This window comes from Actinomadura formosensis (assembly GCF_050948385.1).
GTDB classification, from domain to species: domain Bacteria; phylum Actinomycetota; class Actinomycetes; order Streptosporangiales; family Streptosporangiaceae; genus Spirillospora; species Spirillospora formosensis.
Genome location: NZ_CP192011.1, coordinates 1 through 25292, shown reverse-complemented (window position 1 = coordinate 25292; position 25292 = coordinate 1). Strand labels below are relative to the sequence as shown.

Annotated in this window: 22 protein-coding genes and 2 tRNA genes; 3 read left to right on the top strand and 21 right to left on the bottom strand. The window is 68.7% G+C overall.

All coding sequences use genetic code 11. From position 1 onward, the window contains the following. Positions 1 to 792 carry a ribosome small subunit-dependent GTPase A gene (gene rsgA / locus ACQP1N_RS00120; protein ID WP_433228437.1) on the bottom strand — a complete coding sequence of 264 codons (792 nt, stop codon included), beginning with the start codon at positions 790 to 792 and terminating at the stop codon, positions 1 to 3. Between the two features lie 850 nt (positions 793 to 1642). Between rsgA and ACQP1N_RS00115 the strand changes: the two genes are divergently transcribed. Then, positions 1643 to 2158: a GNAT family N-acetyltransferase gene (locus tag ACQP1N_RS00115; RefSeq protein WP_433228435.1), complete on the top strand. Its 516-nt coding sequence runs from the start codon at positions 1643 to 1645 to the stop codon at positions 2156 to 2158. Here ACQP1N_RS00115 and ACQP1N_RS00110 read toward each other — a convergent pair. The 3 genes from ACQP1N_RS00110 to ACQP1N_RS00100 all read right to left on the bottom strand — a co-directional run bounded on the left by ACQP1N_RS00110 (position 2130) and on the right by ACQP1N_RS00100 (position 3788). Then, the gene (locus ACQP1N_RS00110) at positions 2130 to 2318 is read right to left on the bottom strand and encodes a recombinase family protein (RefSeq protein WP_433228433.1); all 189 of its coding nucleotides are present in this window, start codon (positions 2316 to 2318) and stop codon (positions 2130 to 2132) included. The two genes, ACQP1N_RS00115 and ACQP1N_RS00110, sit on opposite strands and share 29 nt — an antisense overlap. A 377-nt stretch (positions 2319 to 2695) precedes the next feature. Beyond that, positions 2696 to 2768: transfer RNA gene (locus ACQP1N_RS00105), tRNA-Ala, on the bottom strand. Positions 2769 to 3668: 900 nt separating this feature from the next. Beyond that, entirely contained in the window at positions 3669 to 3788 is a 120-nt protein-coding gene (locus ACQP1N_RS00100) for a DLW-39 family protein (RefSeq protein WP_217999819.1), read from the bottom strand. Between the two features lie 206 nt (positions 3789 to 3994). Between ACQP1N_RS00100 and ACQP1N_RS00095 the strand changes: the two genes are divergently transcribed. Both ACQP1N_RS00095 and ACQP1N_RS00090 read left to right on the top strand, forming a co-directional pair. After that, positions 3995 to 4204: a hypothetical protein gene (locus ACQP1N_RS00095; protein ID WP_067797522.1), complete on the top strand. Its 210-nt coding sequence runs from the start codon at positions 3995 to 3997 to the stop codon at positions 4202 to 4204. Between the two features lie 17 nt (positions 4205 to 4221). After that, positions 4222 to 5013 (top strand): SDR family NAD(P)-dependent oxidoreductase, encoded by a 792-nt coding sequence (locus ACQP1N_RS00090; protein WP_067797574.1) that lies wholly within the window; start codon positions 4222 to 4224, stop codon positions 5011 to 5013. Positions 5014 to 5235: 222 nt separating this feature from the next. Here ACQP1N_RS00090 and ACQP1N_RS00085 read toward each other — a convergent pair whose 3' ends face one another. The 17 genes from ACQP1N_RS00085 to dnaA all read right to left on the bottom strand — a co-directional run bounded on the left by ACQP1N_RS00085 (position 5236) and on the right by dnaA (position 25292). Further along, a complete protein-coding gene (locus ACQP1N_RS00085) occupies positions 5236 to 5880 on the bottom strand; it encodes an N-acetyltransferase family protein (protein ID WP_433228431.1) in 645 nt (214 codons plus the stop codon). 241 nt (positions 5881 to 6121) lie between these two features. Next, the gene (locus tag ACQP1N_RS00080) at positions 6122 to 7054 is read right to left on the bottom strand and encodes a DMT family transporter (protein ID WP_067797571.1); all 933 of its coding nucleotides are present in this window, start codon (positions 7052 to 7054) and stop codon (positions 6122 to 6124) included. A gap of 97 nt (positions 7055 to 7151) precedes the next feature. Next, positions 7152 to 8072, bottom strand: coding sequence for a helix-turn-helix domain-containing protein (locus ACQP1N_RS00075; RefSeq protein ID WP_433228430.1), 921 nt, complete (start codon positions 8070 to 8072; stop codon positions 7152 to 7154). After that, positions 8029 to 8262, bottom strand: a complete 234-nt coding sequence (locus ACQP1N_RS00070) for a hypothetical protein (protein ID WP_067797568.1) — start codon at positions 8260 to 8262, stop codon at positions 8029 to 8031. The genes ACQP1N_RS00075 and ACQP1N_RS00070 overlap by 44 nt, the downstream gene beginning before the upstream one ends. Before the next feature lie 557 nt (positions 8263 to 8819). Then, on the bottom strand, positions 8820 to 9524 hold the full coding sequence (locus ACQP1N_RS00065; protein WP_433228428.1) for a bleomycin resistance protein: 705 nt from the start codon (positions 9522 to 9524) through the stop codon (positions 8820 to 8822). A 774-nt stretch (positions 9525 to 10298) separates the two neighbouring features. Continuing rightward, positions 10299 to 10658, bottom strand: coding sequence for a 5-carboxymethyl-2-hydroxymuconate Delta-isomerase (locus ACQP1N_RS00060; RefSeq protein WP_067797513.1), 360 nt, complete (start codon positions 10656 to 10658; stop codon positions 10299 to 10301). A gap of 244 nt (positions 10659 to 10902) precedes the next feature. Next, complete coding sequence (locus ACQP1N_RS00055; RefSeq protein WP_433228426.1) at positions 10903 to 11778, bottom strand: aminoglycoside phosphotransferase family protein; 876 nt, start codon at positions 11776 to 11778, stop codon at positions 10903 to 10905. 150 nt (positions 11779 to 11928) lie between these two features. After that, positions 11929 to 12411 carry a hypothetical protein gene (locus ACQP1N_RS00050; protein ID WP_067797506.1) on the bottom strand — a complete coding sequence of 161 codons (483 nt, stop codon included), beginning with the start codon at positions 12409 to 12411 and terminating at the stop codon, positions 11929 to 11931. A 158-nt stretch (positions 12412 to 12569) separates the two neighbouring features. Beyond that, positions 12570 to 12646 (bottom strand) — tRNA-Ile (locus ACQP1N_RS00045). A 91-nt stretch (positions 12647 to 12737) separates the two neighbouring features. After that, positions 12738 to 13715: a DUF3566 domain-containing protein gene (locus ACQP1N_RS00040; RefSeq protein WP_433228424.1), complete on the bottom strand. Its 978-nt coding sequence runs from the start codon at positions 13713 to 13715 to the stop codon at positions 12738 to 12740. A 42-nt stretch (positions 13716 to 13757) separates the two neighbouring features. Then, positions 13758 to 16193: a DNA gyrase subunit A gene (gene gyrA, locus ACQP1N_RS00035; RefSeq protein ID WP_242608851.1), complete on the bottom strand. Its 2436-nt coding sequence runs from the start codon at positions 16191 to 16193 to the stop codon at positions 13758 to 13760. Between the two features lie 154 nt (positions 16194 to 16347). Next, positions 16348 to 18264 (bottom strand): DNA topoisomerase (ATP-hydrolyzing) subunit B, encoded by a 1917-nt coding sequence (gene gyrB, locus ACQP1N_RS00030; protein WP_433232922.1) that lies wholly within the window; start codon positions 18262 to 18264, stop codon positions 16348 to 16350. A gap of 378 nt (positions 18265 to 18642) precedes the next feature. After that, positions 18643 to 19164, bottom strand: coding sequence for a DUF721 domain-containing protein (locus tag ACQP1N_RS00025; protein ID WP_067797496.1), 522 nt, complete (start codon positions 19162 to 19164; stop codon positions 18643 to 18645). Positions 19165 to 19181: 17 nt separating this feature from the next. Then, positions 19182 to 20312 (bottom strand): DNA replication/repair protein RecF, encoded by a 1131-nt coding sequence (gene recF / locus ACQP1N_RS00020; protein WP_067797493.1) that lies wholly within the window; start codon positions 20310 to 20312, stop codon positions 19182 to 19184. 118 nt (positions 20313 to 20430) lie between these two features. Further along, positions 20431 to 21351 (bottom strand): phosphogluconate dehydrogenase (NAD(+)-dependent, decarboxylating), encoded by a 921-nt coding sequence (gene gnd / locus ACQP1N_RS00015; protein ID WP_067797490.1) that lies wholly within the window; start codon positions 21349 to 21351, stop codon positions 20431 to 20433. Positions 21352 to 21505: 154 nt separating this feature from the next. Next, positions 21506 to 22648: a DNA polymerase III subunit beta gene (gene dnaN, locus ACQP1N_RS00010; RefSeq protein ID WP_067797487.1), complete on the bottom strand. Its 1143-nt coding sequence runs from the start codon at positions 22646 to 22648 to the stop codon at positions 21506 to 21508. Positions 22649 to 23300: 652 nt separating this feature from the next. Beyond that, entirely contained in the window at positions 23301 to 25292 is a 1992-nt protein-coding gene (gene dnaA / locus ACQP1N_RS00005; RefSeq protein WP_433228422.1) for a chromosomal replication initiator protein DnaA, read from the bottom strand.

Genomic DNA, 25292 nt, shown 5'->3' with positions numbered 1-25292 from the left:
TCATGACCGCCGGTCCCGGAATTTGTAGGTCGCGCGCAGGTGGCGGCTGATGGCCTTGCGCTGGTTGTCGCGCTCCGCGCGCAGGCGCGCGTCCTCGCGAGAGGCGGCCCAGGCGGATTCACGGAGCAGCCTGCGGTAGCTGTCCAGGCGTCGCTGCGGCAAGCTGCCCGCGGCGATCGCAGCGTGCACCGCGCAGCCGGGTTCACTCACGTGGGTGCAGTCGGAGAACCGGCAGTCGACGGCGAGGTCCTCGATCTCGGCGAAGACCTGCTGAATACCGCTTCGGCTGTCGTGGAGGCCGACGGCGCGCAGGCCCGGGGTGTCGATGAGGACACCACCGCCCGGCAATCGGATCAGTTCGCGGTGGACCGTGGTGTGGCGGCCTTTGCCGTCGCGCGCACGGACCTCACCGGTCGCCAGCAGATCGGCACCGAGCAGGGCGTTGCCCAGGCTGGACTTGCCGACACCGGACGGCCCCAGCAGCACGATCGTCCCCGTGAGGACCGCCGCAAGAACATCCATGCCCTCGCCGGTGACGGAACTGACCACCAGAGTGTCGACCCCGGGTGCGAGTGCCGCCACCTCGTCCCGCACCACGGTGACGGGCCGCTCCGGCCGGTCGGCGTTGGTCAGGACGATGACCGGTACAGCACCGCTCTCCCAGGCCAGGGCGAGCATGCGCTCGATCCGGCCCGCAGGCGCGGCGGCGGCAAGCGACACGGCGACCACGACGGTATCGACGTTCGCGGCCAGGACCTGGGAGTGGGAGGTACGGGACGCCGAGGAGCGCACTATGGCGGTCCGCCGGGGCAGCAACGCTGCCAGCTCCGGTCGTGTGCCGGGCCGCACCGCGGCCCAGTCCCCGGTACATGGTGATCCGGCGGGCGCGGACCAGACGGCGCGCACCCAACCGTTCGCCGTGACGACGGTGGCGTGGCCACGGTCGACACGGGCGACGCGCCCGGGCGACAGACCGGCGGAGCGGTGAGCGGTGAAGGCGTTCTCATACGCCTCATCCCACCCGTAGGCGCTCAGGACGTCTTCGGGCGAGGCTGAATTGGAGAATGGTGAAGACAACGAAGGAGACCCTTGCGATAAGGGGCCTCGGCTGAAACGAGAAGAAACCCACCGAAGGATGGACGATCCCGCTGGGCGGGTCGACTCAGCTGAGTCCGGCCGAGACCCGGGAAACGAGGTTGGTCCGAACGCCGCATTCGACAGCGGCCACCTTCGCGGTCATCAACCCCACCTCCCTCTCATCCTCGATCCACACCACATATCGACGTCGCCGATATGGAGGGACCATACCACGTACCTGCGGCGCTCCTGGACCGTTGGGTCAGGGCCGAAATCTACATCTCCCTGGCCCCGAGCACTCCGAGCGTCGCCTACCTCTATCGGAGCTCGATCTGGGGCCCCATCCAAGAGATACGACCTTCAGCGAGCCACGGGTCAGTGCTCCGAATATGTGTTGCCTAGGACGGGGAGCGGCGATTACCGTCACGCCAGCGCGACAGACGCGTGATCGCGGGATGGGGAGGTTGATGAATATGGCCGTCGTCGGCCCTCATCGGTATGCCCTCATCCGGCCCGCGCGATAGCAGAGCGCGGCCCGGGTCGTTCCAACGACCAGGAGAGACACGTGTCTTCCTCTTCTTTGCCCACCCCCGCCGACGTGATCACCAAGCGCCTGATCCTGCGGCCCTGGACCACGAGCGAGGCCACTGCGGTCCTCGATGACACCCACTCCGCTCACTGGGCGGACGACTTTCCCGCCGAAGGCGATCGTGTGATCGCGGGCCTTCTCGATCAGCACCCGGCTTGGCTCGGCGCATACGGCCACCGACTGATCATCGAGCGCGAGAGCAGCTTGGTGGTGGGCTCGATCGGCCTGTTCTGGCCGCCCAGCGAGGGCGTTCTCGAGATCGGGTACGGCATCGTGGCCTCCCGCCGCGGCCGGAGCTATGCTCCCGAGGCCACCCAGGCCCTGACGGAGTTCGCCCTCACTGCCCCTGACGTCCACACCGTGTCCGCGAACGTGGAACTGTCGAACCCGTCCTCGATCCGAGTGCTCGAAAAGGCCGGCTTCCACCGGTGGGCCGCCGAGGAGAACACAGCCCGGTTCAGGATCACGCGTCCGGACCCCGAACGGCGCTGACTCCCCAGGGCCCTGGAGGCGATGCCTCCAGGGCCCCATCGGCCGCCGCGGCGAGCACGGCGAACATGAACCGGCCTTCCTTGGTCTCCAGGTCGAAGTTCTCGGTCAGCGACACGATCCGCACGCCGCGCTCGCGCAGCTGCTTGACGACGCTCAGCACGTGCGCGGCCGACCGGCCGAGGCGCGCGGATCCCCTTGTCCCAAATGGCGTGATCGCGCCTACTGGTGTCCGGTAGCCGTGACTCGACAGCACTCCAGGCAGCAAGGCGGGGCTCAAGGACGTGCGGTTTCACGCCCTGCGGCGCAGAGCGGGCGAGTCTGCGTGACCTCATGGGCCGGATAGGGCATGAGAGCGTGCGGACGGCGCTGATCTATCAGCACGGGACGTCCGAAGCGGGTAAGGCGATCGCCGACGCACTCAACAACAAGATCGAAGCGGAGCGGCGGCCCTACCGGCGTGCTCGTCCCGGCGGCCTAATTGCACGCTAATTGCACGAACGCCCTCATCCATGATCAGGATGAGGACGTCTTCGCCGGTGGAGCCTAGGGGATTCGAACCCCTGACACCCGGCTTGCAAAGCCGGTGCTCTACCAACTGAGCTAAGGCCCCTGGTCATCTTGCTTGTGACCTGCGGTGACGCCGGAGGGGCGCAACCGATGTCGATCGTACACCGTAGGAACAAGCACAGGCTTTCCGGACAGGGCTGGGGCATCCGCCTACCCCTCCGGAGGCCGTCAGGGGAGTCATCCATCCCGCCGCCCGCGTGGCCAGGACCGTTCCAAGGTCGCGGCCATCGACCAGACAGCGCCTGACCATGTCGCTCATGGCCGCATGGGACTCCTGGCCCATCGCGCGGGAGGCATGCAATGTTTCGACCCGCACGGTCGAGGTGTGCCTCCTCGTCGTCCGGTCGTTCGTCGCGTGGCTCGCCGGCGAGGACACATGGGGCCGCGCAGCAGCGACCTCCGAGGGCAAGGTCGCATGCCCTGTCGGCTGCGGCCAGAGGCCGGGCATCGAGCACATTACCCGGGCCGTGGCCCGCCGCTGCATCGGCTATTGGCGCATCATCCGGGGACGTGCACAAGCACTTCCGTATGCTGCGAACCCAGTTCTACTAGCTCGTCCGCGAGGACAAGTGGACCGCGCCGTCCCCGGTCACCCGTGAGACGAGCCGAACGTCCCCGAAACGTGTTCCTGCCGCTTACTGACGGCGAGCTGCGCGTCTGCGGGGGCGACGGTTTCGAGAACCGGCGGGACACCGCGATCATCCGCGTCATGAACAGCGGAGCTCGGGTTGAAGCCCTGCGGGAAATGCTGATCAAGCGTGCGCGTTACGGAAGCGGGCACAACCGCACGCCGCCGTGCCGTAGATGATCCCCAGGGTGGGAATCGCTTCGACGTAGGCGGTTTCGGCGGTGCCGCCGTCAGCGACGGGGGTCCCCGGCGAGATCGATGCGGGCAACGGTGATCGGCGCCGCGTCGGTCACGCCGGGGCCTGTCGTCGGCGTGTCAGTTGTCGGACGACGTGGCCTCGGTCCACAAGTCCAGCTCGGCGCGGTCCTGCTGCATCCGGCGCCAGACGGCGAAACCACCGAGTGCGACAACAGCGAGAATGAGCAGCTTCTTCACGGTGGGACCCCTTCACCTCGACTATGAAGTCAGATCCCGGGGATGTATACATCAGCATCTGCTTCCCCCGGGCTCTTCGCAGCCTAGCAATCGTTGCCGGGCGATCCGCACCCGCTCGCCGTTATCGGACTTCGTGTCCGATGAAACGTCCGGCCGGGACGGCGGGCCAGTCGCATGTTCCGGGGGGACGACCTTCGGGAGTGCCGATGGCAGAGGACGACTTCCGGCGCTGGGAACGGGAGTTGGACCCGGGCGTGTCGCAGGAGGGCAGGCCCGGGGGCGGGGGGCTGGTGCTGGTCGCGGGGCTGGTCGCCATGGGATGCGCCGCGTTGATCGTGATGGGTGATGTGCCGCTCGGCGCGGCGGGGCTGGTGCTGTCCTCGGTCGTCCTGCTGCTGTGGCGGATCGGCATGTGATCCGCCATCATCTCGGCATGGATCTGCGCGGAGCGAACGTCCTGGTGACCGGGGCGACCGGCGGGATCGGGCAGGCGCTGGCGAGGGCGCTGGCCGAGCATGGTGGACGGGTCGTGCTGACGGGCCGGCGGGCGGAGGTCCTGGAGCCGCTGGCCGACCGGCTCGGCGGCCGCGCCATCGTCGCCGACCTGGCCGATCGCGACGCGGCAGAGAAGTTGCTGGACGAGGCCGGGCGGGTGGACGTGCTGGTGGCGAACGCGGCGCTGCCGGGGTCCGGGCTATTGAGCGACTACTCGACCACCGACATCGACCGGACGCTGGACGTCAACCTGCGGGCGCCGATCGTGATGGCAAGGCTCGCCGCCGCGCAGATGGCCGCCCGTGGCCGCGGGCATCTGGTGTTCGTGTCGTCGCTGGCCGGCAAGACGGCGTCCGGCCATGCATCGCTGTACAACGCGACAAAGTTCGGTATGCGGGGATTCGCTCTGGCGCTGCGGGAGGATCTGCGTCCGCACGGTGTCGGCGTGTCGACCGTTTTCCCGGGGTTCATCCGGGATGCGGGGATGTTCGCGGACGCCGGCGTGACGCTGCCCAGAGGCATCGGGACGCGCTCGCCGCGGGATGTGGCGCGCGCGACCGTCCGGGCCATCGAACGGAACATCGCGGAGATCGACGTCGCACCGTTCGGGCTGCGGCTCGGCGCCCGGATCGGCGGGGTCGCCCCGGTCCTGTCGGCGGCCGTGCAACGGCGCGCGGGCGGGCGGCGCATCGTGCAGGGCCTCGCGAACGGCCAGCGCGACAAGAGGTAGCGGCAAATCCCGATACTCCGGGCGTGTCCCGCTTGATCAGCGGGGTGGGCCGGGCGCAGCCTCCGGTCGCCCCCTCTGCCGCGTACACCTTCGTAATGGGGAGCTGCGCACGTGAACGGTCGGGATCGAGACCGTCCTGGAACCGATGACGCCGCCAAGCGCTTCGGGGACGGCTGCATACCGAAGTTCCGCGCGCATCTCACCGGACACCTGAGCGGTCCACTACGAACTACTGCGCCGCGGCAACGGGCTCGCCTGATCCGGTACCGCGTGAAGGTCCAGGATCATGTCGAGCGACCGAAGGCCGTCTTCTCCGATGAAGGAGCCGACCGGTTGGAAGCCGTTCTTCTCGTAGTAGCGAATGGCGCGAGGGTTATCGCCGAGGACGCCGCCCCACAGGATGATCCTCGTCCTGCCGAGCCGCCGGGCGACCTCCGTGACGAGCGGAAAGATGAGCGTTCCGACTCCCCTGTCCTGGTAGTCATCGGCCAGAGTGGGGCCGAACCGGCAGTCGGTGGTCTCTGCGAGGCGGACCCCGGCTTCGCGGTACCGCGCGATGTCCGCCGAAGTCAGATCGAGGCTGAATTCGAGGAGGCCGACGATCCTGCCGGACCGCACTTCTTCGAGCACGAGTCGAAGCTTGTCGTAGCGCGCGATCGCGGCGCACAACTCCCGGGCGGCCGCGAAGTCGTACCCGTCGAAGGTGCTGAGGCGCCTCGACTCGGGGGACAGGGCCTCCAGGAAGCGGGCCAGGTGCGCCGCGTCGGCGTGTGCGAGGGGGCGGAAGAGGACCTCCGAACCGTCGCGCAGGCGCAGGCGGCGCGTCAGGACGAGCGGATCCTCGGCGATCTCCGTCAGCGTGAGCACCCCGGCAGCCCTTCCCCCCGAGTTCGGTGAGGCGATCTACCCGCTTCGAGAATTCAGCGGACGATGTCGAGCCGGTACCTGGCCGAATGCGATCCCAAGCATCAGCGGAACACCCCGGCCGTTCCCCACGGACGGCCCTTTCATCGCCTTGGCAAGCCCGGCAAAGGCCGCCGCACCCTCGAATACCGAGCGATCACCCCGTCCGCCGACATCGGAAAGGCGGCGAAGTTCGCGGTGCCCCTCATCCCGAGGCGGGTTCGGGCTCGGCCTTCGCGTCGCCGGCCCGCTCGTCCTCGACCGGGGGCGCGGCTGCGGGGGACGGGGCCCGGCGCGCCGTTGCCAGGACGGAGCCGCCGAGGATCAGCGCGAAGGAGGCGAGGATCGTCCCGGTGAGGGGCTCGCCGAGGAACGCGACACCGGCGGCGACCGCCACGGCCGGGTTCACGTACGTGAACACCATTCCGCGGGACGTGCCGACCTCGCGGATGAGTTCGAAGAACACGATGAACGCCAGTGCCGTGCAGATCAGCCCGAGGGCGATGAGCGCGGCCAGCACGCGTCCGCCCGGCATCTCCTCCGGCCAGGTGGCGATCGCGGGACCGGTGTAGACGAGCGCGGCGATGCCCAGCGCGAACGCGGCCATGTGCAGGCTCGGCAGGTCCTGGAGGCGGCGGAGGGCGATCAACGGGGCGATCGCGTAGCCGAGCGCGACCAGCATGACCTCGCCGATCGCCCACGCGCTGCCGCCGCCGAGGTGCGGTCCGGCGAGGACGCCGACCCCGGCCAGCCCGACCAGCAGTCCCGCCCATCGCACCGGGCCGAGCCGCTCCGCGTCGCCGGTGAGCATCGCCAGCACCACCCCGATGATCGGGACGGCGGCGACCAGCAGCCCGGACATGGAACTGGTCAGCTGGTTCTCGGCGTCCGACAGCAGCGCCCACGGGCCGATGATCTCCACCGCGGTGAACACCAGCAGCGGACGCCAGTGCCGGCGGACGACGTCCAGTCGCCCGGACCGCAGCGCCAGCGGCAGCAGGACGAGGGCGCCGAGCGCGGTCCGCGCGAACACCACCGTGGGCACCGAGACGTTCTCGACCGCCACCTTGATCAACAGATAGGGGATGCCCCACAGCACGCTCATCAGCGTGAACAGAATCCAGCCACGGCGACTCAACACGACCTCCATTCCTGTCCGCCGTCGCCGGACATGGGACGAGCGGCGCTACACGGCGGCTCGGCCGACGCGGCCGGCTTCGTGGGGCGGACGTTGCTCAGGATGCGGGGCGGCGTATCGCGCTGTCTTGAACGCTGTTGCGGTACGCGCCGGGCGTGACGCCGAGCACGCGGCGGAACCAGCGGGTCAGGTGCGCCTGGTCGGCGAACCCGACGAGCGTCGCGGCCTCCGCCGGCCGGTACCCCACGTCCAGCAGCGCACGGGCCCGCGTCACCCGGTGCTGGGCGAGCCACGCGTACGGCGGCATGCCCATCGCGTGGCGGAAGGCGCGCAGCAACTGGTAGCGGGAAAGCTCCAGGTCGGCGGCCATCTCGGTGAGCGTCGGCGGGGCGACCAGCTCGTCGGAGAGGCGGGTCGCGACCTGACGCGCGATCCGCCCGGCGTCGGCATTGCCGCGCTGCGGGACCGCTCCGCGCCCATGCACCGCATGGCGCCGGACGAGCGTGCCGAGCACCGCGAGCAGCCGGGATTCTCCCTCCAGTGGGTCCTGCCCGAGCCGGAGGGCGCGGTGGGCCAGCCGCAGCGCGTCACCGAGACCGGCATCGTCGATGATCGGCTCGCGGAAGTGCGGTTCCGCGGCCACCGGACCGGGATCCGCGGACGTCGCCGCGCCCAGCAGTTCCGCGCCCGGGTAAACGCACAGGTAGGCGAACCCTTCGGGATGTGCCGGGCCGCCGGTGTGCGCCTCGCCCGGCTCCACCACGACGACGCTCCCGGCCGCCGAGTAGATCCTCTCGCCCCGGTAGCACATCGTCTCCAGGCCGTCGACCGTCACCCCGATGGCGTACTCGTCATGGGTGTGCGGCGCGTAGTGCCGGCGGCCGATCCTGGCCGCCAGCAGGTCGAGCGGTGCCCCCTGGATTCCGCCGACCCGCGTCCAGCTGGTCCGGTCGGCCGCCGGACCGCCCCGGCGGTCAGGCCGAGAAGACGTGCCGGAGCCGCCAGCGGTCCTCGTCACGACCGAGCTCCGCGACCGCCACGCCTTCGGCACCGGTGACCCGCACGCGGTAGACCCTGCCCTCGCGGCCCGTCCCGTAGGTCTTCAGCACCTCGTCCACCGCGTAGCGCGACCCCCGCCACTCGTACGCGGTGAGCCGTCCCGCCGGATCGTGCTCCGTCCGGACCGGCTCGTTCAGCAACTGCCCCATGGCGGGAGCGTAGCACGCGTTCGAACTGATGTTCGCAGGTTGGAAGGGCTTTTACCTCCCTGAGTCCAGGCCGCCGTACGTGCGCACAGTCGCGGTGAAGAGGCCCGGGAAGACCTTCGTCCACAGGCTGTGGGTAACGTTCGCACACACCCCCTCCAGCCCGCCAGCAGGCGATCTGGAGGCCGCGTCCACAGGCGGATCCCCAGAACAGCCGGGCTTTCCACGGTCCGTGCGGCGCATCGGACACCGCTTGCTTCATCATCCACCCGACCGCGGCCGTGTACACGGAATCCACAGCCTGTGGATAACTTCCGTGCACAACCTGGGTACAACCGGCCGACTCCATGTCCACCATTCTTCCCCAGGCGGCACAACCGGTTGTCCACGACGTGGAAAACCTGCTGACCAGGGATTAAGGGTGTCCTGAGCCGGGACTGTACACACCCCATTCACAGCCTGTGGGCGACCGTCCTCCACAGCCCCGGCACATCGGTGGACAGCGTTACCCACCGATAATCCCCAGCCACGTCCCCAACCCCCGGCTGGAATCCCCAGACCTACTGGGCGGGGACGGCCTCCTCCAGGTCGGCGAGCCGGCGGAGATCGTCCGCATGGCCGGCCGGCCCTCCGGCGGGTACGCCGCGAGCTTCGGCGATCAGCGCGCGAGCGCGGGGCCATTCCTCCATGTGGACGGCGGCGTCGGCGCGCAGGACCAGGGCTTTGAGGCGTTCAGCGGCGGTCAGGGGCTCACCGGATGCCAGAAGATGGTCGAGGATTCTGGCGGCGGCGCGGTGGTCCCCCTTCGATTCCGTCAGCACCGTGGCCATGTGGAGCGCCTTGGCCACGGTCTCCGTCGGGACGGGTGCAAGCGTCGGCCCCGAGATGGGCTGGCCGATGCGGAGTTGGAGACCGTCCGGGTCGTTGAGGAGGAATTGCCGGACTCCATATGACGTGTCCCGCAACGCGCTCAGCCTCGGCAGCCCGCGCGCGGGCACCCGGCCGAGGGCCTGCCTGAGCCCGCCTCGAAACGACTCATACAGGTCATCCACGGCCGTTGTGGCGATGTAGCACATGTTCATGGACGCGGCCGGGTCGTGCTTCCTCCACCCGAAGAAATGCAGCTCGACGTCCCCGCGCCGGACGCCGAGGTAGGGGTTGGGACGCCGCTGCCAGGCCGACTGCTCGAAGCCGAGGACCCGGTAGAACTCCCAGGTCACCTCGATCGATCGGCACGGAAAGATCGGCATCACCTTCTCACCCATGCCCGCGACCGTAAGCCGATCAAGGCAAGTAGTCAACCTTGATTACATGCCAATGCCGCCACCCCACCGGGCGCAGAAGAGAATGGAGCGCGTCTGTCTCGGGGTGAGGCTCCCCACAATCCAGAAGTTATCCACAGACTGTGGACAATGGGGCTGTTCTCGCACGGTCCTGCCATCCGTTGCCCGGTCCCCGTGAAGGGTTCGGTCGGACGGCTCGGAGACCACCGGACGTCATCCCCACCGTCCCGTCCATTTCATCGTGAAGGCGGACCAGCATGCACCGTTGACACCCCGCATCTTCGCGGACGGCAGCGCCGATTCCGTCCGGCATGCGGACGAAGAGGAGGCCGCCCGCAATGGCGTCCAGGCCCTCCGCCCGCGCCTGCCCCACCAGCCGATCTTCTCCCCGGTCCTCAACGAGGAGTACGCAACCGAGATCGCCCGCGACTGGAACGTGCCCGCACCCGGGTCGGGTTATGTGACGAGGTTCGAGGAGGTAACACGTCCCCGCCACTGTGCAGCAAGTTATCCACAATCTGTGGAGAAACCCCTTCAGTCTTGGGATAACCACCCGCTGACCAGCGCAGACGATCCCCGTCCACAATGAGTGCCGTAATCGACCCGGGGCACCCAGTCGGACGGCTGCCTCCGCCTGCGCGCCCCAAGCAGATGGCCGGCCGGCTGAGGAGTGATGAGGCGATCCCCATCTGCTGTTGCCGTCCCTGCCGTCCGGCGCATGCACCTAACGGGTGGAGTGACCAAGACGAGGAGCAGTCAGGGCTCCAGGACGCGTTTGTGGTAGCCCGCAATCTCCCGAACCTCAACAGTGACCTGGGTGTTCACCCCTGTGCCGGGCTTGATGTGGTCGCACAACGTCGCGAGGGTCAGATCTCCGAGACGGGCTCTGATCTCGGGGGCGCGGCCGGGCAGGATCGCCAGATCGACATGGATCATCGCCTCCCCGGCCGCGCCGCCGCCGATGACCGCTTCGCTGATCGCATGGAACCGGGTCTTGAAGTCGGGCAGCGGGCTGCCGATCAGCTCGGCCGCGGCAGAGTGCAGTGTCAGCGCGAATCCGCGCCGATCGAATGCCTCCGCAAGGACCTCGGAATACTCCACGGTGATCTGCGGCATACCGCGCATTGTCGAGGCTGCCCGCAGGGCGGGGCAAACCCACCGCCGCCCCGCTTGTGGGTGGTGAAACGTGATGTCGAACCGGATCGTCTCGTCGCAGACAGCGAGGAACAGCCGGTCTCGGGTTTCGGGCGAAGGAGGTGCCCCTCCCCGAGGTCGTGACGGCGCCGCGTCTCGGACGGCCCAGGTGTGGCCGGACGTTCAGCTGGTGATGACCACGTGAATACGCAGATCACGTGCGGTGTCAGTGTGCGACCGGGTCGGCGAGGACGCGGGCCAGGACCTGGTTTTGGAAGTCCGCGGAGGCTGGACTGGAAAGGCCGGCCATGGTGACGAGTGCTTTCCACAGCGCCCATCCGCGCGCCCGCCGCCATGTGTCGTCGGGCAGGCCGATCGCCTCGTGGAAGACCTTCCGCTCGTCATCGGCGAAGTAGGTCCACGCCATGACCAGGTCGCAGGCGGGGTCTCCGAGACCGCAGGTGCCGAAGTCGATGACCGCGGACAACACCCCATCGGTGGTGAGGAGGTTGCCGGTGGCGATGTCGCCGTGGAACCACACCGGCGCCGCCGGCCACGCCGAGGTCAGTGCGTCCGCCCAGACGGCCTGGCAGGCGGCGACATCGACCACGCCGGCGAGCATGTCGAGCGCGGCCTGGACTTGGTGGCCGTAGACGCTCGGGTGGCAGCCCCGGAAGAAGGAGTGAGGACCGCCGACCGGCCCCGACCCGACCGGGACCTGGCGAAGTGCGGCCAAGAAGGCGCCAAGGTCGCGTGCCAGCCGGCGCCGATCGACGTCGGCGGCGCTTTCGACCGTTCGCCCGGGTATCCAGCGTCGGACCGACCACGGAAAAGGGTAGTCGGCGGTCGGTCGGCCGGTCGCGACCGGCGACGGCACCGGCAACGGCAGATACCCGGCCAGGATCGGCAGGCAGCCGTCCTCCTTCTCGATGCCGGCCACGTAACCTTCGGCGCTGGGCAAGCGGACGGCGAGTTCATCGCCGAGCCGGAAGGTCCGGTTGTCCCAGCCCTGACGGGCAACGGGCTGGATCGGAAGGTCGCTCCACTCGGGAAACTGCTCGCGGATCAAAGCGTGGACCACGCCGGCGGTTATCTCGATCACATGGCCCAGTCTCCATGCGCAGCCGGCCTTGGCAATGGACCACCCCGACCACGGTCTGCGCGGCACGGGTCATGGCCCCGGCCACGCGTCCGCTGGTGCTGCCGTCAGCGTTGCCCTCACTGCCGCCGACGACTCAACCGGGGGTGGCTACTAGCTGAGTTCTCGTATGGGGGGATCCCTCCTCATGGGCTCGCCTGCCATACCGAGTTCTTGGCGAGCGGCCTCTATGAACGCGAAGCGGAGTTCACGCTTGGGCAGTGCGCCCTCTTCGGTGGCTTGTCCCCGAAGCAGCGCGTGGAGGGCGAGAGTGTAGTCGTGGGCTGCCTGGGCGACTGGAGGGGTGCACACGAGTTCCGGGACCTTCTTGGCGAGCCAAAGCGTGTGCAGGTGCTGCCACTTCTCGGACTCCTCAAGCCGCTCTCCCATGGAGAGGCGATCCAAGCACAGTTCTACCTGTTGGGCCGCGGACAGGAACTCCATGAGCGCTTCCTTGCGCTCCGCGCGTTCCGCGCTGGCCTGCTCGAACCGCGCGCGTCGTGCCTCCACACGTGTGGAGAGGTATTGACCGATCAGGGTTCCGGCGGAACCGAGAGCCACTCCTGCCAGCGGCAGGATGGTCGTCGACACGCTCATGCCGCTGAGACGGTGGATGCCGATCGCCGGTTCCCGCACCCGGCACGAGTGCGCCGCCGGGGGCCGGGGAACTGTTCGGCGACTCGGAAGGCCAGGGCCGCTGCCGTCACTGCCGCCACCAAAAGACCCCCGCCGGTACCCGGCGGGGGTCTTTGGTCTGGTGGGCCTAGGTGGACTTGAACCACCGGCCTCATCCTTATCAGGGATGCGCTCTAACCGACTGAGCTATAGGCCCGGAGTGTGCCGCCGCCCTGGCGGCGCAACGAGAGGTTACCCCATCTGGGCGGGCAACCGGAAATCGATTGCCGGGCGGCGGCGGGAGGGGGCTACTCGGCCTCCTTGAGGGTGACCTCGACGCCGCCGACCAGGTCCGCGGCCAGGTTGTAGATGACGGAGCCGACCGTGGAGAGGGCGGTGATGAGCATGACGTTCAGGGCGCCCACGAGGACGGTGTAGCCGAAGATGCGGATGAAGGAGAACCAGCTGCCCGCATCGACACTGCCGGTCGTTTCGCCCTGTTCCTTGGTGAGGCTGTTGATCGTGTCGCTGATGGCGTCGAACACGCCGAGGCCGGCGAGGATCGTGTACAGGACGATCACGGCGACGAGCAGGACGACGAAGCAGACCAGCGACATCACGAAGCTGAACTTCATCACCGACCACGGTTCGAGCCGGGCGAGCTGGAGCTGGGCCTTGCGCGCCGGTTTGCCGGTGGGCTTGGCCGAGTTCGCCGGTGCCACCGCCGTGGACGGGCGGTCCTTCAGGACGGTACCGGCGAAGCCCCGACCCGAACCGCCCGAAGACGAGGACGGGGACGAAGACGGGGACGAAGACGGGGACGGGGGCGGCACCGACGGCGAGCTCCCGGATGCCGCGCTCGACGCGTTGAACGATGCGCCGGCGTTCTCCGTACGTCCTGCCGAGACCGACCTGGACGGCTCGGCGGGCTTGGCCCAGCCCGCCGAGCCGGAGGGCGACGACGAAGACGGCGAGCCGCCCGCGGGCTTGTCGTCCGCGGTGTCCTCGGCCGGGGCGATCTCGGGCAGGTCGGCGTCCTCGGCCGGCTTCTCCTCGATCTTCGCCAGGTCGATCCTGGTGCTGTCGGCACCGTCCGAATCGGGCTTGGCGGACTCGATGTCGACGGTCGTCTCGTCCCGTCCGGACCTGGCGGACGCGGCGGAGACGATCTTGGCCGGTTTGCCCCCGGTCTTGCCCTGCTTGGCGCCGGGTTTCCTGCCGGTGCCGCCCGCCCCCGAAGCAGCCTCGCCGGACCCGCCCTTGCTCTTGCCGGGCTCGGTGCTCACGTGTCCTCCTGGCCTAGCGGCTCGGTGACGATGCAGGATACGTCACTCACCGTCGTCCCCTTCGGCATCGTCTGAGTCCTCCATGGACTCTACGTTCCTCGCGATGGCCACCACGCTGTCCCCGTCGGCGAGGTTCATCAGGCGGACGCCCATGGTCTGCCTACCGGACTGCTTGATCTCGGCGGCGGTGGTACGGATGACGCCCCCGTTGGACGTCATCGCGAACACCTCGTCGTCCGGGCCGACCATCAGAGCCCCTACCAACATCCCGCGAGATTGCACGATCTTAGCGGTGAGGACCCCCTTACCCCCACGCCCCTGCAGCGGATATTGGTCCACGGGAGTGCGCTTGGCGTAGCCGCCTTCGGTGGCCACCAGGACGTCGTGCGAGGTGTCCCGCACGACGAGCATGTTGAGGACCTCCTGGTCGCCGTCGAACCGCATGCCGATGACACCGGAGGTGGCGCGGCCCATCGGCCGCAGCGACTCGTCGTCGGCGTGGAACCGGATCGCCTGCGCGCCCGTCGAGACCATCAGCAGGTTGTCGTCGGCCGACACGAGCCGCGCCGCGATCACCTCGTCGCCCTCGACGAGGTTGATGGCGATGATGCCGCCGGTGCGGGGCGAGTCGAAGTCGCGCAGCGCGGTCTTCTTGACCCGGCCCTTCTTCGTGCCGAGCACCAGGTAGGGGGCGACGTCGTAGTCGCGCAGGGCCAGGACCTGGGCGATGTGCTCGTCCGGCTGGAAGGCCAGCAGGTTCGCGACGTGCTGGCCGCGCGCGTCACGGCCGGAGTCGGGCAGCTCGTAGGCCTTGGCGCGGTAGACACGGCCCTTGTTGGTGAAGAACAGGATCCAGTTGTGCGTCGAGGTGACGAAGAACTGGTCGACGATGTCGTCCTGCTTGAGCTGCGCGCCGCGGACGCCCTTGCCGCCGCGCCGCTGCGCCCGGTACTGGTCGGTTCGGGTGCGCTTGGTGTAGCCGCCGCGGGTGATGGTGACGACGACGTCCTCTTCGGCGATGAGGTCCTCGTACGACACGTCCCCGTCGAACGGGATGATCTGGGTGCGCCGGTCGTCGCCGTACTTCTCGACGATCGGGTCGAGCTCCTCACCGACGATCCGCCGCTGCCGCTCGGGCGAGGCGAGGATGTCGTTGTAGTCGGCGATCTCCGCCATGAGCTTGTCGTACTCGTCGGTGATCTGCTGGCGTTCCAGGGCGGCGAGCTTGCGCAGCTGCATGTCGAGGATGGCCTGCGCCTGGATCTCGTCGATCTCCAGCAGCCCCATCAGGCCCCGCTGCGCCTCCTGCGCGGACGGCGAACGCCGGATCAGCGCGATGACCTCGTCGATCCGGTCGAGCGCCTTGAGCAGCGCACGCAGGATGTGGGCGCGCTCCTCGGCCTTGCGGAGCAGGAACCGGGTGCGGCGGATGATGACGTCGATCTGGTGCGCGACCCAGTGCCGGACGAACTGGTCGATGCGCAGGGTGCGCGGCACACCGTCCACCAGCGCGAGCATGTTCGCGCCGAACGTCTCCTGCAGCTGGGTGTGCTTGTACAGGTTGTTCAGGACGACCTTGGCGACGGCGTCCCGCTTGAGGACGATGACGAGCCGCTGCCCGGTCCGGCCGGACGTCTCGTCGCGGACGTCGGCGATGCCGTCGAGCTTCCCGTCCTTGACCCCGTCCGCGATCTTGAGGGCGAGGTTGTCCGGGTTGACCTGGTACGGGAGTTCGGTGACGACGAGGCAGGTGCGGCCCTGGATCTCCTCGACCTCGACGACGGCCCGCATGGTGATGGAGCCGCGGCCGGTGCGGTACGCGTCCTCGATGCCCTTGCGTCCGACGATGAGGCCGGCGGTCGGGAAGTCGGGGCCCTTGACCCGCTCGACCAGCGCTTCGAGCAGTTCCTCGTCGGAGGCGCCGTAGTTCTCCAGATACCACCTGACGCCGTCGGCGACCTCGCGCAGGTTGTGCGGCGGGATGTTCGTCGCCATCCCGACCGCGATGCCCGCGGACCCGTTGACCAGCAGGTTCGGGTACCGGGACGGCAGGACGTCCGGCTCCTGCGAGCGGCCGTCGTAGTTGGGGGAGAAGTCGACGGTCTCCTTGTCGATGTCGCGCAGAAGCTCCATCGCGAGGGGCGCCATACGGCACTCGGTGTACCGCATGGCCGCAGCGGGGTCGTTGCCGCGCGAGCCGAAGTTGCCGTTGCCGTCGACCAGCGGGTACCGCATCGACCAGGGCTGCGCGAGCCGGACGAGCGCGTCGTAGATGGCGCTGTCGCCGTGCGGGTGGTAGTTCCCCATGACGTCGCCGACGACGCGGGCGCACTTGAAGTAGCCGCGGTCGGGCCGGTAGCCGCCGTCGTACATGGCGTACAGGACGCGGCGGTGGACGGGCTTGAGGCCGTCGCGTACCTCGGGCAGCGCGCGGGCGACGATGACCGACATCGCGTAGTCGAGATAGCTCTTCTGCATCTCGACCTGGATGTCGACCGGTTCGATCCGTTCGCCCTGGTGGCCGCCCTCTGTGGTCAGGTCAGTCACTCTGAAGACCTCTTCTGCTCGGTGGGAAGGAAGTACTGCCGCCTGCGGGAGTCAGGCCGATGGGAGCCCGGCCCAGGCGCGTACCTCAGATGTCGAGGAAGCGCACGTCCTTGGCGTTGCGCTGGATGAACTCCCTGCGGGGCTCGACCTCCTCGCCCATGAGCACGCTGAACAGCTCGTCCGCCTGGGCGGCGTCGTCCAGCTGGACCTGGAGCAGGACCCGGTTGTCGGGGTCCATGGTGGTGTCCCAGAGTTCGTTGGCGTTCATCTCGCCGAGTCCCTTGAAGCGCTGCACCTGGTCGCGGGGACGGGGGTCGCGCCTGCCCGCCGCGATGCCGGCCTCGATGATCGCGTCGCGTTCGGCGTCGGAGTAGGCGTAGTCGGCGTCGCTGCCGCGCGCATCCCACTTGATCTTGTAGAGCGGGGGCTGGGACAGGTACACGTGCCCGGCCTCGATCAGCGGCTTCATGAACCGGAACAGCAGCGTCATCAGCAGGGTGTTGATGTGGTGGCCGTCGACGTCGGCGTCCGACATCAGGATGATCTTGTGGTAGCGGAGCTTGGTGATGTCGAACTCGTCGTGCACGCCGGTGCCGAGCGCCGTGATGATCGCCTGCACCTCGTTGTTCTTCAGGATCTTGTCGATCCTGGCCTTCTCCACGTTCAGGATCTTGCCGCGGATCGGGAGGATGGCCTGGAAGTGCGGGTTGCGGCCGCCCTTCGCCGAGCCGCCCGCCGAGTCGCCCTCGACGATGTACAGCTCCGACTTGGCCGGGTCGGTGGACTGGCAGTCCGACAGCTTGCCCGGCAGGGACGTCGACTCCAGCAGGCTCTTGCGGCGGGTCAGGTCACGGGCCTGCCTGGCCGCGACCCGCGCGCGCGCCGCCTGCGACGTCTTGCTGATGATCTCCTTGGCCTCGCCCGGGTTCTCCTCGAACCAGTCGCGCAGGTAGACGTTGCAGGCCCGCTGCACGAACGACTTGGCCTCGGTGTTGCCGAGCTTGGTCTTGGTCTGGCCCTCGAACTGCGGGTCGGCCAGCTTGATGGAGATGATGGCGGTGAGGCCCTCGCGCACGTCCTCGCCGGTGAGGTTGTCGTCCTTGTCGCGGAGCAGGCCCTTGTCGCGGGCGTACCGGTTGACGATCGTGGTGAGCGCCGCCCGGAAGCCCTCCTCGTGGGTGCCGCCCTCCGCCGTGTTGATGGTGTTGGCGAAGGTGTGGACGGACTCGGCGTAGGACGAGTTCCACTGCATGGCGATCTCGATCGACATGCCCGTGGTGTCGTCGCTGAAGTAGATGACCGACTCGTGCGCGGCGTCCTTGCGCGCGTTGATGTAGCGGACGAAGTCCTCGATGCCGCCCTCGTAGTGGTACCGGACGATGTGCGGCTCGCCGTTGGAGTGGTCGGGACGCTCGTCCCGCAGCGTGATGGACAGGCCGCGGTTGAGGAACGCCATCTCCTGCATGCGGCGGGAGAGGGTCTCGAAGTTCCACTCGGTGGTCTCGAAGATCCCGGGGTCCGGCCAGAAGCTGATGAGGGTGCCGGTCTCGTCGGTCTCCTCGCCCTGGCGGAGCTCGGTCTCGGGGCCGCGCCACGTGTACGACTGGCGCCACACGTGGCCGTCGGTGCGGACCTCGGCCTCCATCCGGGTGGACAGCGCGTTCACCACGGCGGAGCCGACACCGTGCAGGCCGCCGGAGACGGCATAGGACTTGCCGTCGAACTTGCCGCCCGCGTGCAGCGTGGTGAGCACCAGCTCGATGGCCGGGCGTTTCTCCACCGGATGCTCGCCGACCGGGATACCGCGGCCGTTGTCGAGGACGCTCACGCCGCCGTCGGCCATCAGCGTCACCACGATGTCGTCGGCGTAGCCGGCGAGGGCCTCGTCGACCGCGTTGTCCACGATCTCGTAGACGAGGTGGTGCAGGCCGCGCTCACCGGTCGATCCGATGTACATGCCGGGGCGCTTGCGAACCGCCTCAAGCCCTTCAAGGACAGTGATCGAACTAGCGTCGTACGCCAAAGGAGATCCTCCTGCCGGGGATGTCTGCCGCTCCGCGCCCGAAGGAGGCGCGGTGTGCCCCGTAACACACATCAGGGCACCCGGTCGTGCTCTGTTCACGTTGCTCAGAGCCCCGGGCACCCCATGGCGGCGCAGCATCCTGAACCCGGATTCATTCTACCGGGTGACGCGACGGAAAGTGGTACTCACGAGCGCTGTGTGCGCGTGTGGCGGCCGCTCGGGCCTGGAGCCACATCCCCCCATAGGTCCCGGGGGGTTCTCTGGCCTACGTGGCGCTGGCCGCTGAACCGGGGTCCCCGTGTCCCGAACAGATGTTCCCACCCGCCACCGACACTCCGCGGCCCCTCGCCGCACCGCTCACCGCACCCGCCAGGCGCCCGTGCGGCGCGGCCCGGACGACGGGCCCACCACCTTCACCCGGCGGACGGTGCCGTGCCCGAGTTCCTCGTTCAGCCGGCGGACGAGCGTGGACGACAGCAGCCGCAGCTGCGTCGCCCACGTCGTCGAATCGGCGGCGACGGTGAGCTCGCCGTCCTCGAAGCGTTCGGGGCGGGTGTGCTCGGCCAGCTCGTCGCCGACGATGCCCGCCCAGTTGCCGAACACGCCGCCGACGGCCGCCCGCTGCTCCCAGCCGCGGGACGCCAGCAGGTCGCGGATCGCCGCGCCGAACAGCTTGGGGTCGCCGCCGCGCCCGGGTTCGCTGACCCGGACGACACGTCCGGTGCCTTTGCGCCTGTCCTTCCGGCCGGGCAGCGTGCCGCGTTTGAGAGCGTCCGCCTTCGCCTGGGCGAGAGCTTCGCGCGCCAGCTCGATCCCCGACTTGGCCGGGCCTTCCCCTGCCCCGGGGGAGTCGTGCACATCCTGTGGATCATCACTCACGCGCTCGCCCCTCCCCGTCACCGCTGGTCCCGGACGACCCGGCCGTCGGAGACGGTATACGAGCCCCCCGTCAGTTCGGCCGGCACATCGGCGGGGACCGCCGCCGTGATCAGGACCTGCTCGGCGGGCGCGACCATCTCGGCGAGCCGGCGGCGGCGCCCGGTGTCGAGCTCGGCGAACACGTCGTCCAGGATGAGGACGGGATCGTCCCCGTCGGCGCGCAGCAACTCGAAGGCGGCGAGCCTCAGCGAGAGCGCGAACGACCACGACTCGCCATGGCTGGCATAACCGCGCGCCGGCAGCTCCCCCAGGCGCAGGACGAGGTCGTCCCTATGCGGGCCGACGAGGCTCACACCCCGCTCCAGCTCCTGCTTACGTGACTCACCGACAGCGGCCATCAGTTGCTCGGCGAGTTGTCCACGGTCTGTGGACAACTCGACGTCCCCCAGCGAACTCTTGTAGACGAGGTCGGCCGCGCCGCTGTGCGGCGCAAGCGCCGCATAGGCCCGCGCTACAAGCGGCCGTAGAGCTTCAACCAGGTTCAACCGGCCCGCCAGTAGCTCGGCTCCAGTGCGCGCCAGATGCGAATCCCAGACGTCCAGGGTCGCGAGTACCTCCGGCCCGGGGGAGCGCCTATGCGCGGCCGCCGATTTCAACAGGGCGTTGCGTTGCTTGAGGACGCGGTCATAGTCGGAACGCACACCGGCGAAGCGGGGAGCCCGCGTGGTCAGCAGCTCGTCCATGAACCTACGGCGCTCCCCCGGGTCGCCCTTCACGAGCGCCAGGTCTTCTGGGGCGAACAAGACCGTCCGCAACATTCCCAGAATCTCGCGTGGCCTGGGGACGGGTGCCCGGTTGAGCCGTGCCCGGTTCGCCTTACCCGGGTTGATCTCAAGCTCGATGAGCGCCTTACGGTCGTCCTTCACGACCCCCGCCCGGACGATCGCACGCGGCGCCCCATGCCGGACGAGCGGCGCATCGGTCGCCGCCCGGTGGCTCCCATGCGAGGCGACGTACCCGATGGCCTCGACCAGGTTCGTCTTCCCCTGCCCGTTGGGCCCCACGAACGCCGTGACCCCCGGCTCCAACGCGACCTCGGCGGCCGGGTAGGAGCGGAAGTCCTGCAACGAAAGGTGGGCGACATGCACGAGATCCGAGCGTAGAGCCTCCCGGCCCCCACCCGCCCGGGGGGCCGACCCCACTCCCAGCATCCAACAGGCCGCCGAGAGCCGGGGCCGGCACCCACTTCTGTGGATAACTTCGCGATCAGACCTTGGGAGGGATCACGTCGGCACCGGGGGAGTCGCCGTCGCCGACGGCTTCCACGGCGTGGCCGCCGAACTGCTTGCGGAGGGCGGCGACGACGCGCATGGCGGGGGAGTCGTCCTGGCGGGAGGCGAAACGGGCGAACAGGGAGGCGCTGATCGCGGGCAGGGGGACGGCGTGCTCGACGGCCGCCTGGACCGTCCAGCGGCCCTCGCCCGAGTCGTTGGCGTAGCCGCGCAGGTCGTCCAGCTCCGGGTCCTCGGCGAGGGCGCGGTTCAGCAGGTCCAGCAGCCAGGACCGGATGACCGTGCCCTCCTGCCAGCTCAGGAACGTCTCCGGCACGCGGGTCACCAGGTCGCTGGCCTCGATCAGCTCGTAGCCCTCGCCGAACGCCTGCATCATCGCGTACTCGATGCCGTTGTGGACCATCTTCACGTAGTGCCCGGCGCCGACCTTGCCGGCGTGGACGAAGCCGTACTCCCCCTCCGGCTTCAGCGTCTCGAAGATCGGCATCAGCCGCTTCACGTTGTCGTCGTCGCCGCCGACCATGAGCGCGTAGCCGTTCTCCAGGCCCCACACCCCGCCGCTCACTCCACAGTCGATGAACCCGATGCCCTTGGCCGCGAGTTCCTCGCCGTGCCTCTGGTCGTCCACATAGTGTGAATTACCGCCGTCAACGACGATGTCCCCCGGCTGGAGGACCTCCCCCAGCTTGTGGACGGTGTCCTTGGTGGGCTTGCCGGCGGGCACCATCACCCACACCGCGCGCGGCGGGGACAGCCGCTCCACCAGTTCCTCCACCGACCCCACGTCGGTGACCTGCGGGTCGCGGTCATAGCCGACGACCGTGTGGCCGCCGCGGCGCAGCCGTTCGGCCATGTTGCCGCCCATCTTGCCCAGGCCGATGATCCCAAGCTCCATGAAAGCTCACTCTCCCCTGTGCGTAACTGCCTTACTACGCGACTGCCCGTGCCTTACTGCGCGGCCGACCGCGCGCGTGTGCGGCCGCACGAGAGCGGCACCCCACGGGTGATCGTCCCCGGCGCGCCCTGGGGCATGCCCCAGAGCGCGCACCTCACCCGGACAGCCGGACGGGCATGATCAGGTAACGGTAGTTCGGGTTCTCCCCGTCCTGCGGCGGCTTCCCGGTGAGGACGGCCGGCTTCGTCGGCGTCGTGAACGACAGCCGCGCCACGTCCGAGCCGATCGCTGAGAGCCCGTCCAGGAGGAACGCGGGGTTGAACGCGATGTCGATGTCCTCGCCCTCCAGGGACGCCTCCAAGGCCTCCACGGCCTGAGCCTCGTCCCCGGTCCCCGCCTCCAGGACGACCTCGCCCTGGCTGAACGAGAGCCGGACGGGCGTGTTCCGCTCGGCGACCAGGGAGACGCGCTTGACGGCCTCGATGAACGGGGCGGTCTGGATCTCGGCGAGGCCGGCGTACTCGCTCGGCAGCAGCGACCGGTACTTGACGAAGTCACCGTCCAGCAGGCGGGACGTGGTGCGGCGCCCGCCGCCCTCGAAACCGATCATGCCCTCGCCGGTGCCGCCCGTCCCGCCGAGCGCGATCGACACCTCGGCGCCGGCGGTCAGCGACTTGGCGGTGTCGGCGAGCGTCCGCGCCGGGACGAGCGCGACCGAGGAGAAGTCGGGACGCTCGGGCTTCCAGTGCAGTTCCCGGACGGCCAGCCGGTAGCGGTCGGTGGACGCCAGCGTGACCGTCTCGCCCTCGATCTCCACCCGGACGCCGGTGAGCATGGGGATCGTGTCGTCCTTGCCCGCGGCGATCGCGACCTGGGAGACGGCGGCGGCGAACTCGTCACTGCCCACCGAGCCCGCGGCCGGCGGCATCTCCGGCAGCGTCGGGTAGTCCTCCACAGGCATGGTGAGGAGTGTGAACTTCGCGCTGCCGCAGCGGAGCATCACCTTCGCGCCGTCCGTCGTCACCTCCACGGGGTGGGGGGGAAGGCTGCGCGAGATCTCGGCCAGGAGCCGCCCGGACACCAGCGCCGTCCCGGCCTCCTCGACGTCGATCTCCGTGGACACCTGGGCGGAGACCTCGTAGTCGAACGCGGACAGCTTCAGCCGGTCGTCGTTGCCCTCGCCGCCGGCGACGAGGTGCATGCCCGCGAGGACGGGCACCGGGGGACGGACGGGCAGCGTGCGCGCCGTCCACGCGACGGCGTCGGCCAGGGCATCTCTGTCGATGCGGAACTTCACAGGGACCAGCCTCCTGCAGGTGTCGGACAAGGGTGCGGTGATCTCGGCCGGGGCCGGGAGCTCGGGGCGCGTTGTCCCCAGGCCCTGACTTGAGATGGATCTTTTCTTGGATAGAGAAGTAGTGCAGTACTAGTAATAGGGGCGGTGGATAGTGTGGACAGACCCTGTTTTCGCAGGTCAGACCCCGTTTCTCTATCCACCGGGGCTGTGCATGGACGGTGGACGGAGCGGGAACGCCTGGGGACGGCGAAACTGTCCCCACACCTCATCCCCATGCCATCCCCAGGTTTTCCACGAGTTGTCCACGGGTATGTCCCGCGGTTCGGCGGCCTGTGTACAGAGCGGGCATGATCACCGGCCTCCGCCCACAGGTCCGTCCCCAGGTCGTCCACCGGTTTTCCCCAGGAGGACGCCACGGGTGCACAGCCGGTCCACATCCGTCCACCCTTCATCCTCAGCTTTTCCAACGGTCGTCCACCGGGTTATCCACGAAAATCCCCAGGGTTTTCCACAACCTGTGAGTAGCGGCTTCGGTTCTCTGGGGAAGCGCGCATTTTGTCGGTTCTTTGCCCTGCACAGGCTGTGGATGACCGGGAGGCGTCTTGTCCACAGGGCTGGCATAGGTCTGTCCACAGTGTGTACAAAGCGCCGGTCAGCGCTTGCGGACCTGGTGCTTGATGCGCCCGGTCAGCTCGGTGACCTGGTTGTATATGGCACGGCGCTCGGCCATCAGCGACCGGATCTTGCGTTCGGCGTGCATGACCGTGGTGTGGTCGCGCCCCCCGAACTGCTGGCCGATCTTGGGGAGGGACAGGTCCGTCAGCTCCCGGCACAGGTACATCGCGATCTGCCGGGCGGTGACGAGCATCCGGGACCGGGACGGCCCGCACAGGTCCTCGATCGTCGTGCCGAAGTACTCGACGGTCTGCGCCATGATCATCGCGGCGGTGATCTCGGGGCCGGAGTCGTTGGGGATCAGGTCCTTGAGGACGATCTCGGCGAGCTTCATGTCGACCGACTGCCGGTTCAGGCTCGCGAACGCCGTCACCCGGATCAGCGCGCCCTCCAGCTCGCGGATGTTCGTCGCGATCTGCGAGGCGATGAACTCCAGCACGTCCGGCGGCGCGGCGAGGCCCTCCTGGCGCGCCTTCTTCTGCAGGATCGCGATCCGCGTCTCCAGCTCGGGCGGCTGGACGTCGGTCGTCAGCCCCCACTCGAACCGGTTGCGCAGCCGGTCCTCCAGCGTGACCAGCTCCTTGGGCGGACGGTCACTGGAGATCACGATCTGCTTGCTGGCGTTGTGCAGGGTGTTGAAGGTGTGGAAGAACTCCTCCTGCGTCTGCTCCTTGCCCTCAAGGAACTGGATGTCGTCGACGAGGAGGATGTCCACATCCCGGTAGCGGCGGCGGAACCCGTCGGCCTTGCCGTCCCGGATCGAGTTGATGAAGTCGTTCGTGAACTCCTCGGAACTCACATAACGCACACGCGCCCCATTGAAGAGGCTTTGCGCGTAATGCCCGATCGCGTGGAGAAGGTGCGTCTTGCCGAGACCGGAGTCGCCGTAGACGAACAGCGGGTTGTACGCCTTGGCCGGCTGCTCGGCGACCGCGACGGCCGCCGCGTGTGCGAACCGGTTCGACGAGCCGATGACGAACGTCTCGAACGTGTACTTGGGGTTGAGACGGGCGTGCTCGGACGCGCCCGCTCCCTGGGTGGGGGCGCGGGGGTCGGAGCCCTCTTCGTCCCGGTAGGCGCCCTCGCCGCGGTACTGCTGTTCTCCACCGGAGAAGGAGGGCTCCCCGTTCTGGAAGTCGTCCGCGTGCCCGAGCGGTGGCTCGTTCCCCCCGTGCTGGGATTCGTGACCCTGCTGCTCTGAGCGGCCCCTCAGCGGGCCGAGCGTGCGGTCGTTCAGATGAGAGTGCGGCGGCCGTCCCTGGCCCTCGCCACCGAAACCTTCCTGACCCCCGTAGCCGGGATAGGCGCGCCCCTCGAACGGGCGGCCTCCGGGGCCCGACCCATAGGACGGTGGACGGGACGCGGGTGGATATGTACCGCGCTCATCATCCTGAGCCTGTGGATAACCTCCGGGCGGGCCGGGACTGTGGGTAACTCCCGACTGCGGCCGGTATCCCTGGTCGTTGTACGGCTGCTCCGGATACGGACGGTCGGACCTCTCCACATAGGACGAGTCACCGTAGGACTGGTCCGTGTTGTAGGGACGATCCCGGTCACGGTCGTCATGCGGCCGTTCACCGTAAGACTCGCCATAAGAAGAAGGAGACTCGTGCCTGCCGAGCCCCGCACCGGGCCCAGGAACCGGCGCGGAAAGCGGCTCCCCCGACCGCGAACCGGGGCCTGCGCCAGGTCCCGCGGCCGGCCCTCCAGGCGGTTCTGGCTGGACGGTCACCGCGACACGGATCTCCCTGCCCAGCTCATGGGAAAGGGCCTGCGTGATGAGGTTGCGGAGCCGGGTCTCCAGGGCGTCCTTGGCGAACTCGTTCGGTGCGGCCAGCAGCGCCGTCCCCTCGACGAGCGCCAGCGGGCGGACCATCGGCAGCCATGCGCGGTAGCTCGGAGACAGATCGCTCTCGGACAGTTTGGTGAGGGTGCGGGCCCAGACCGATCCGAGCTCCTGACCGTCCAT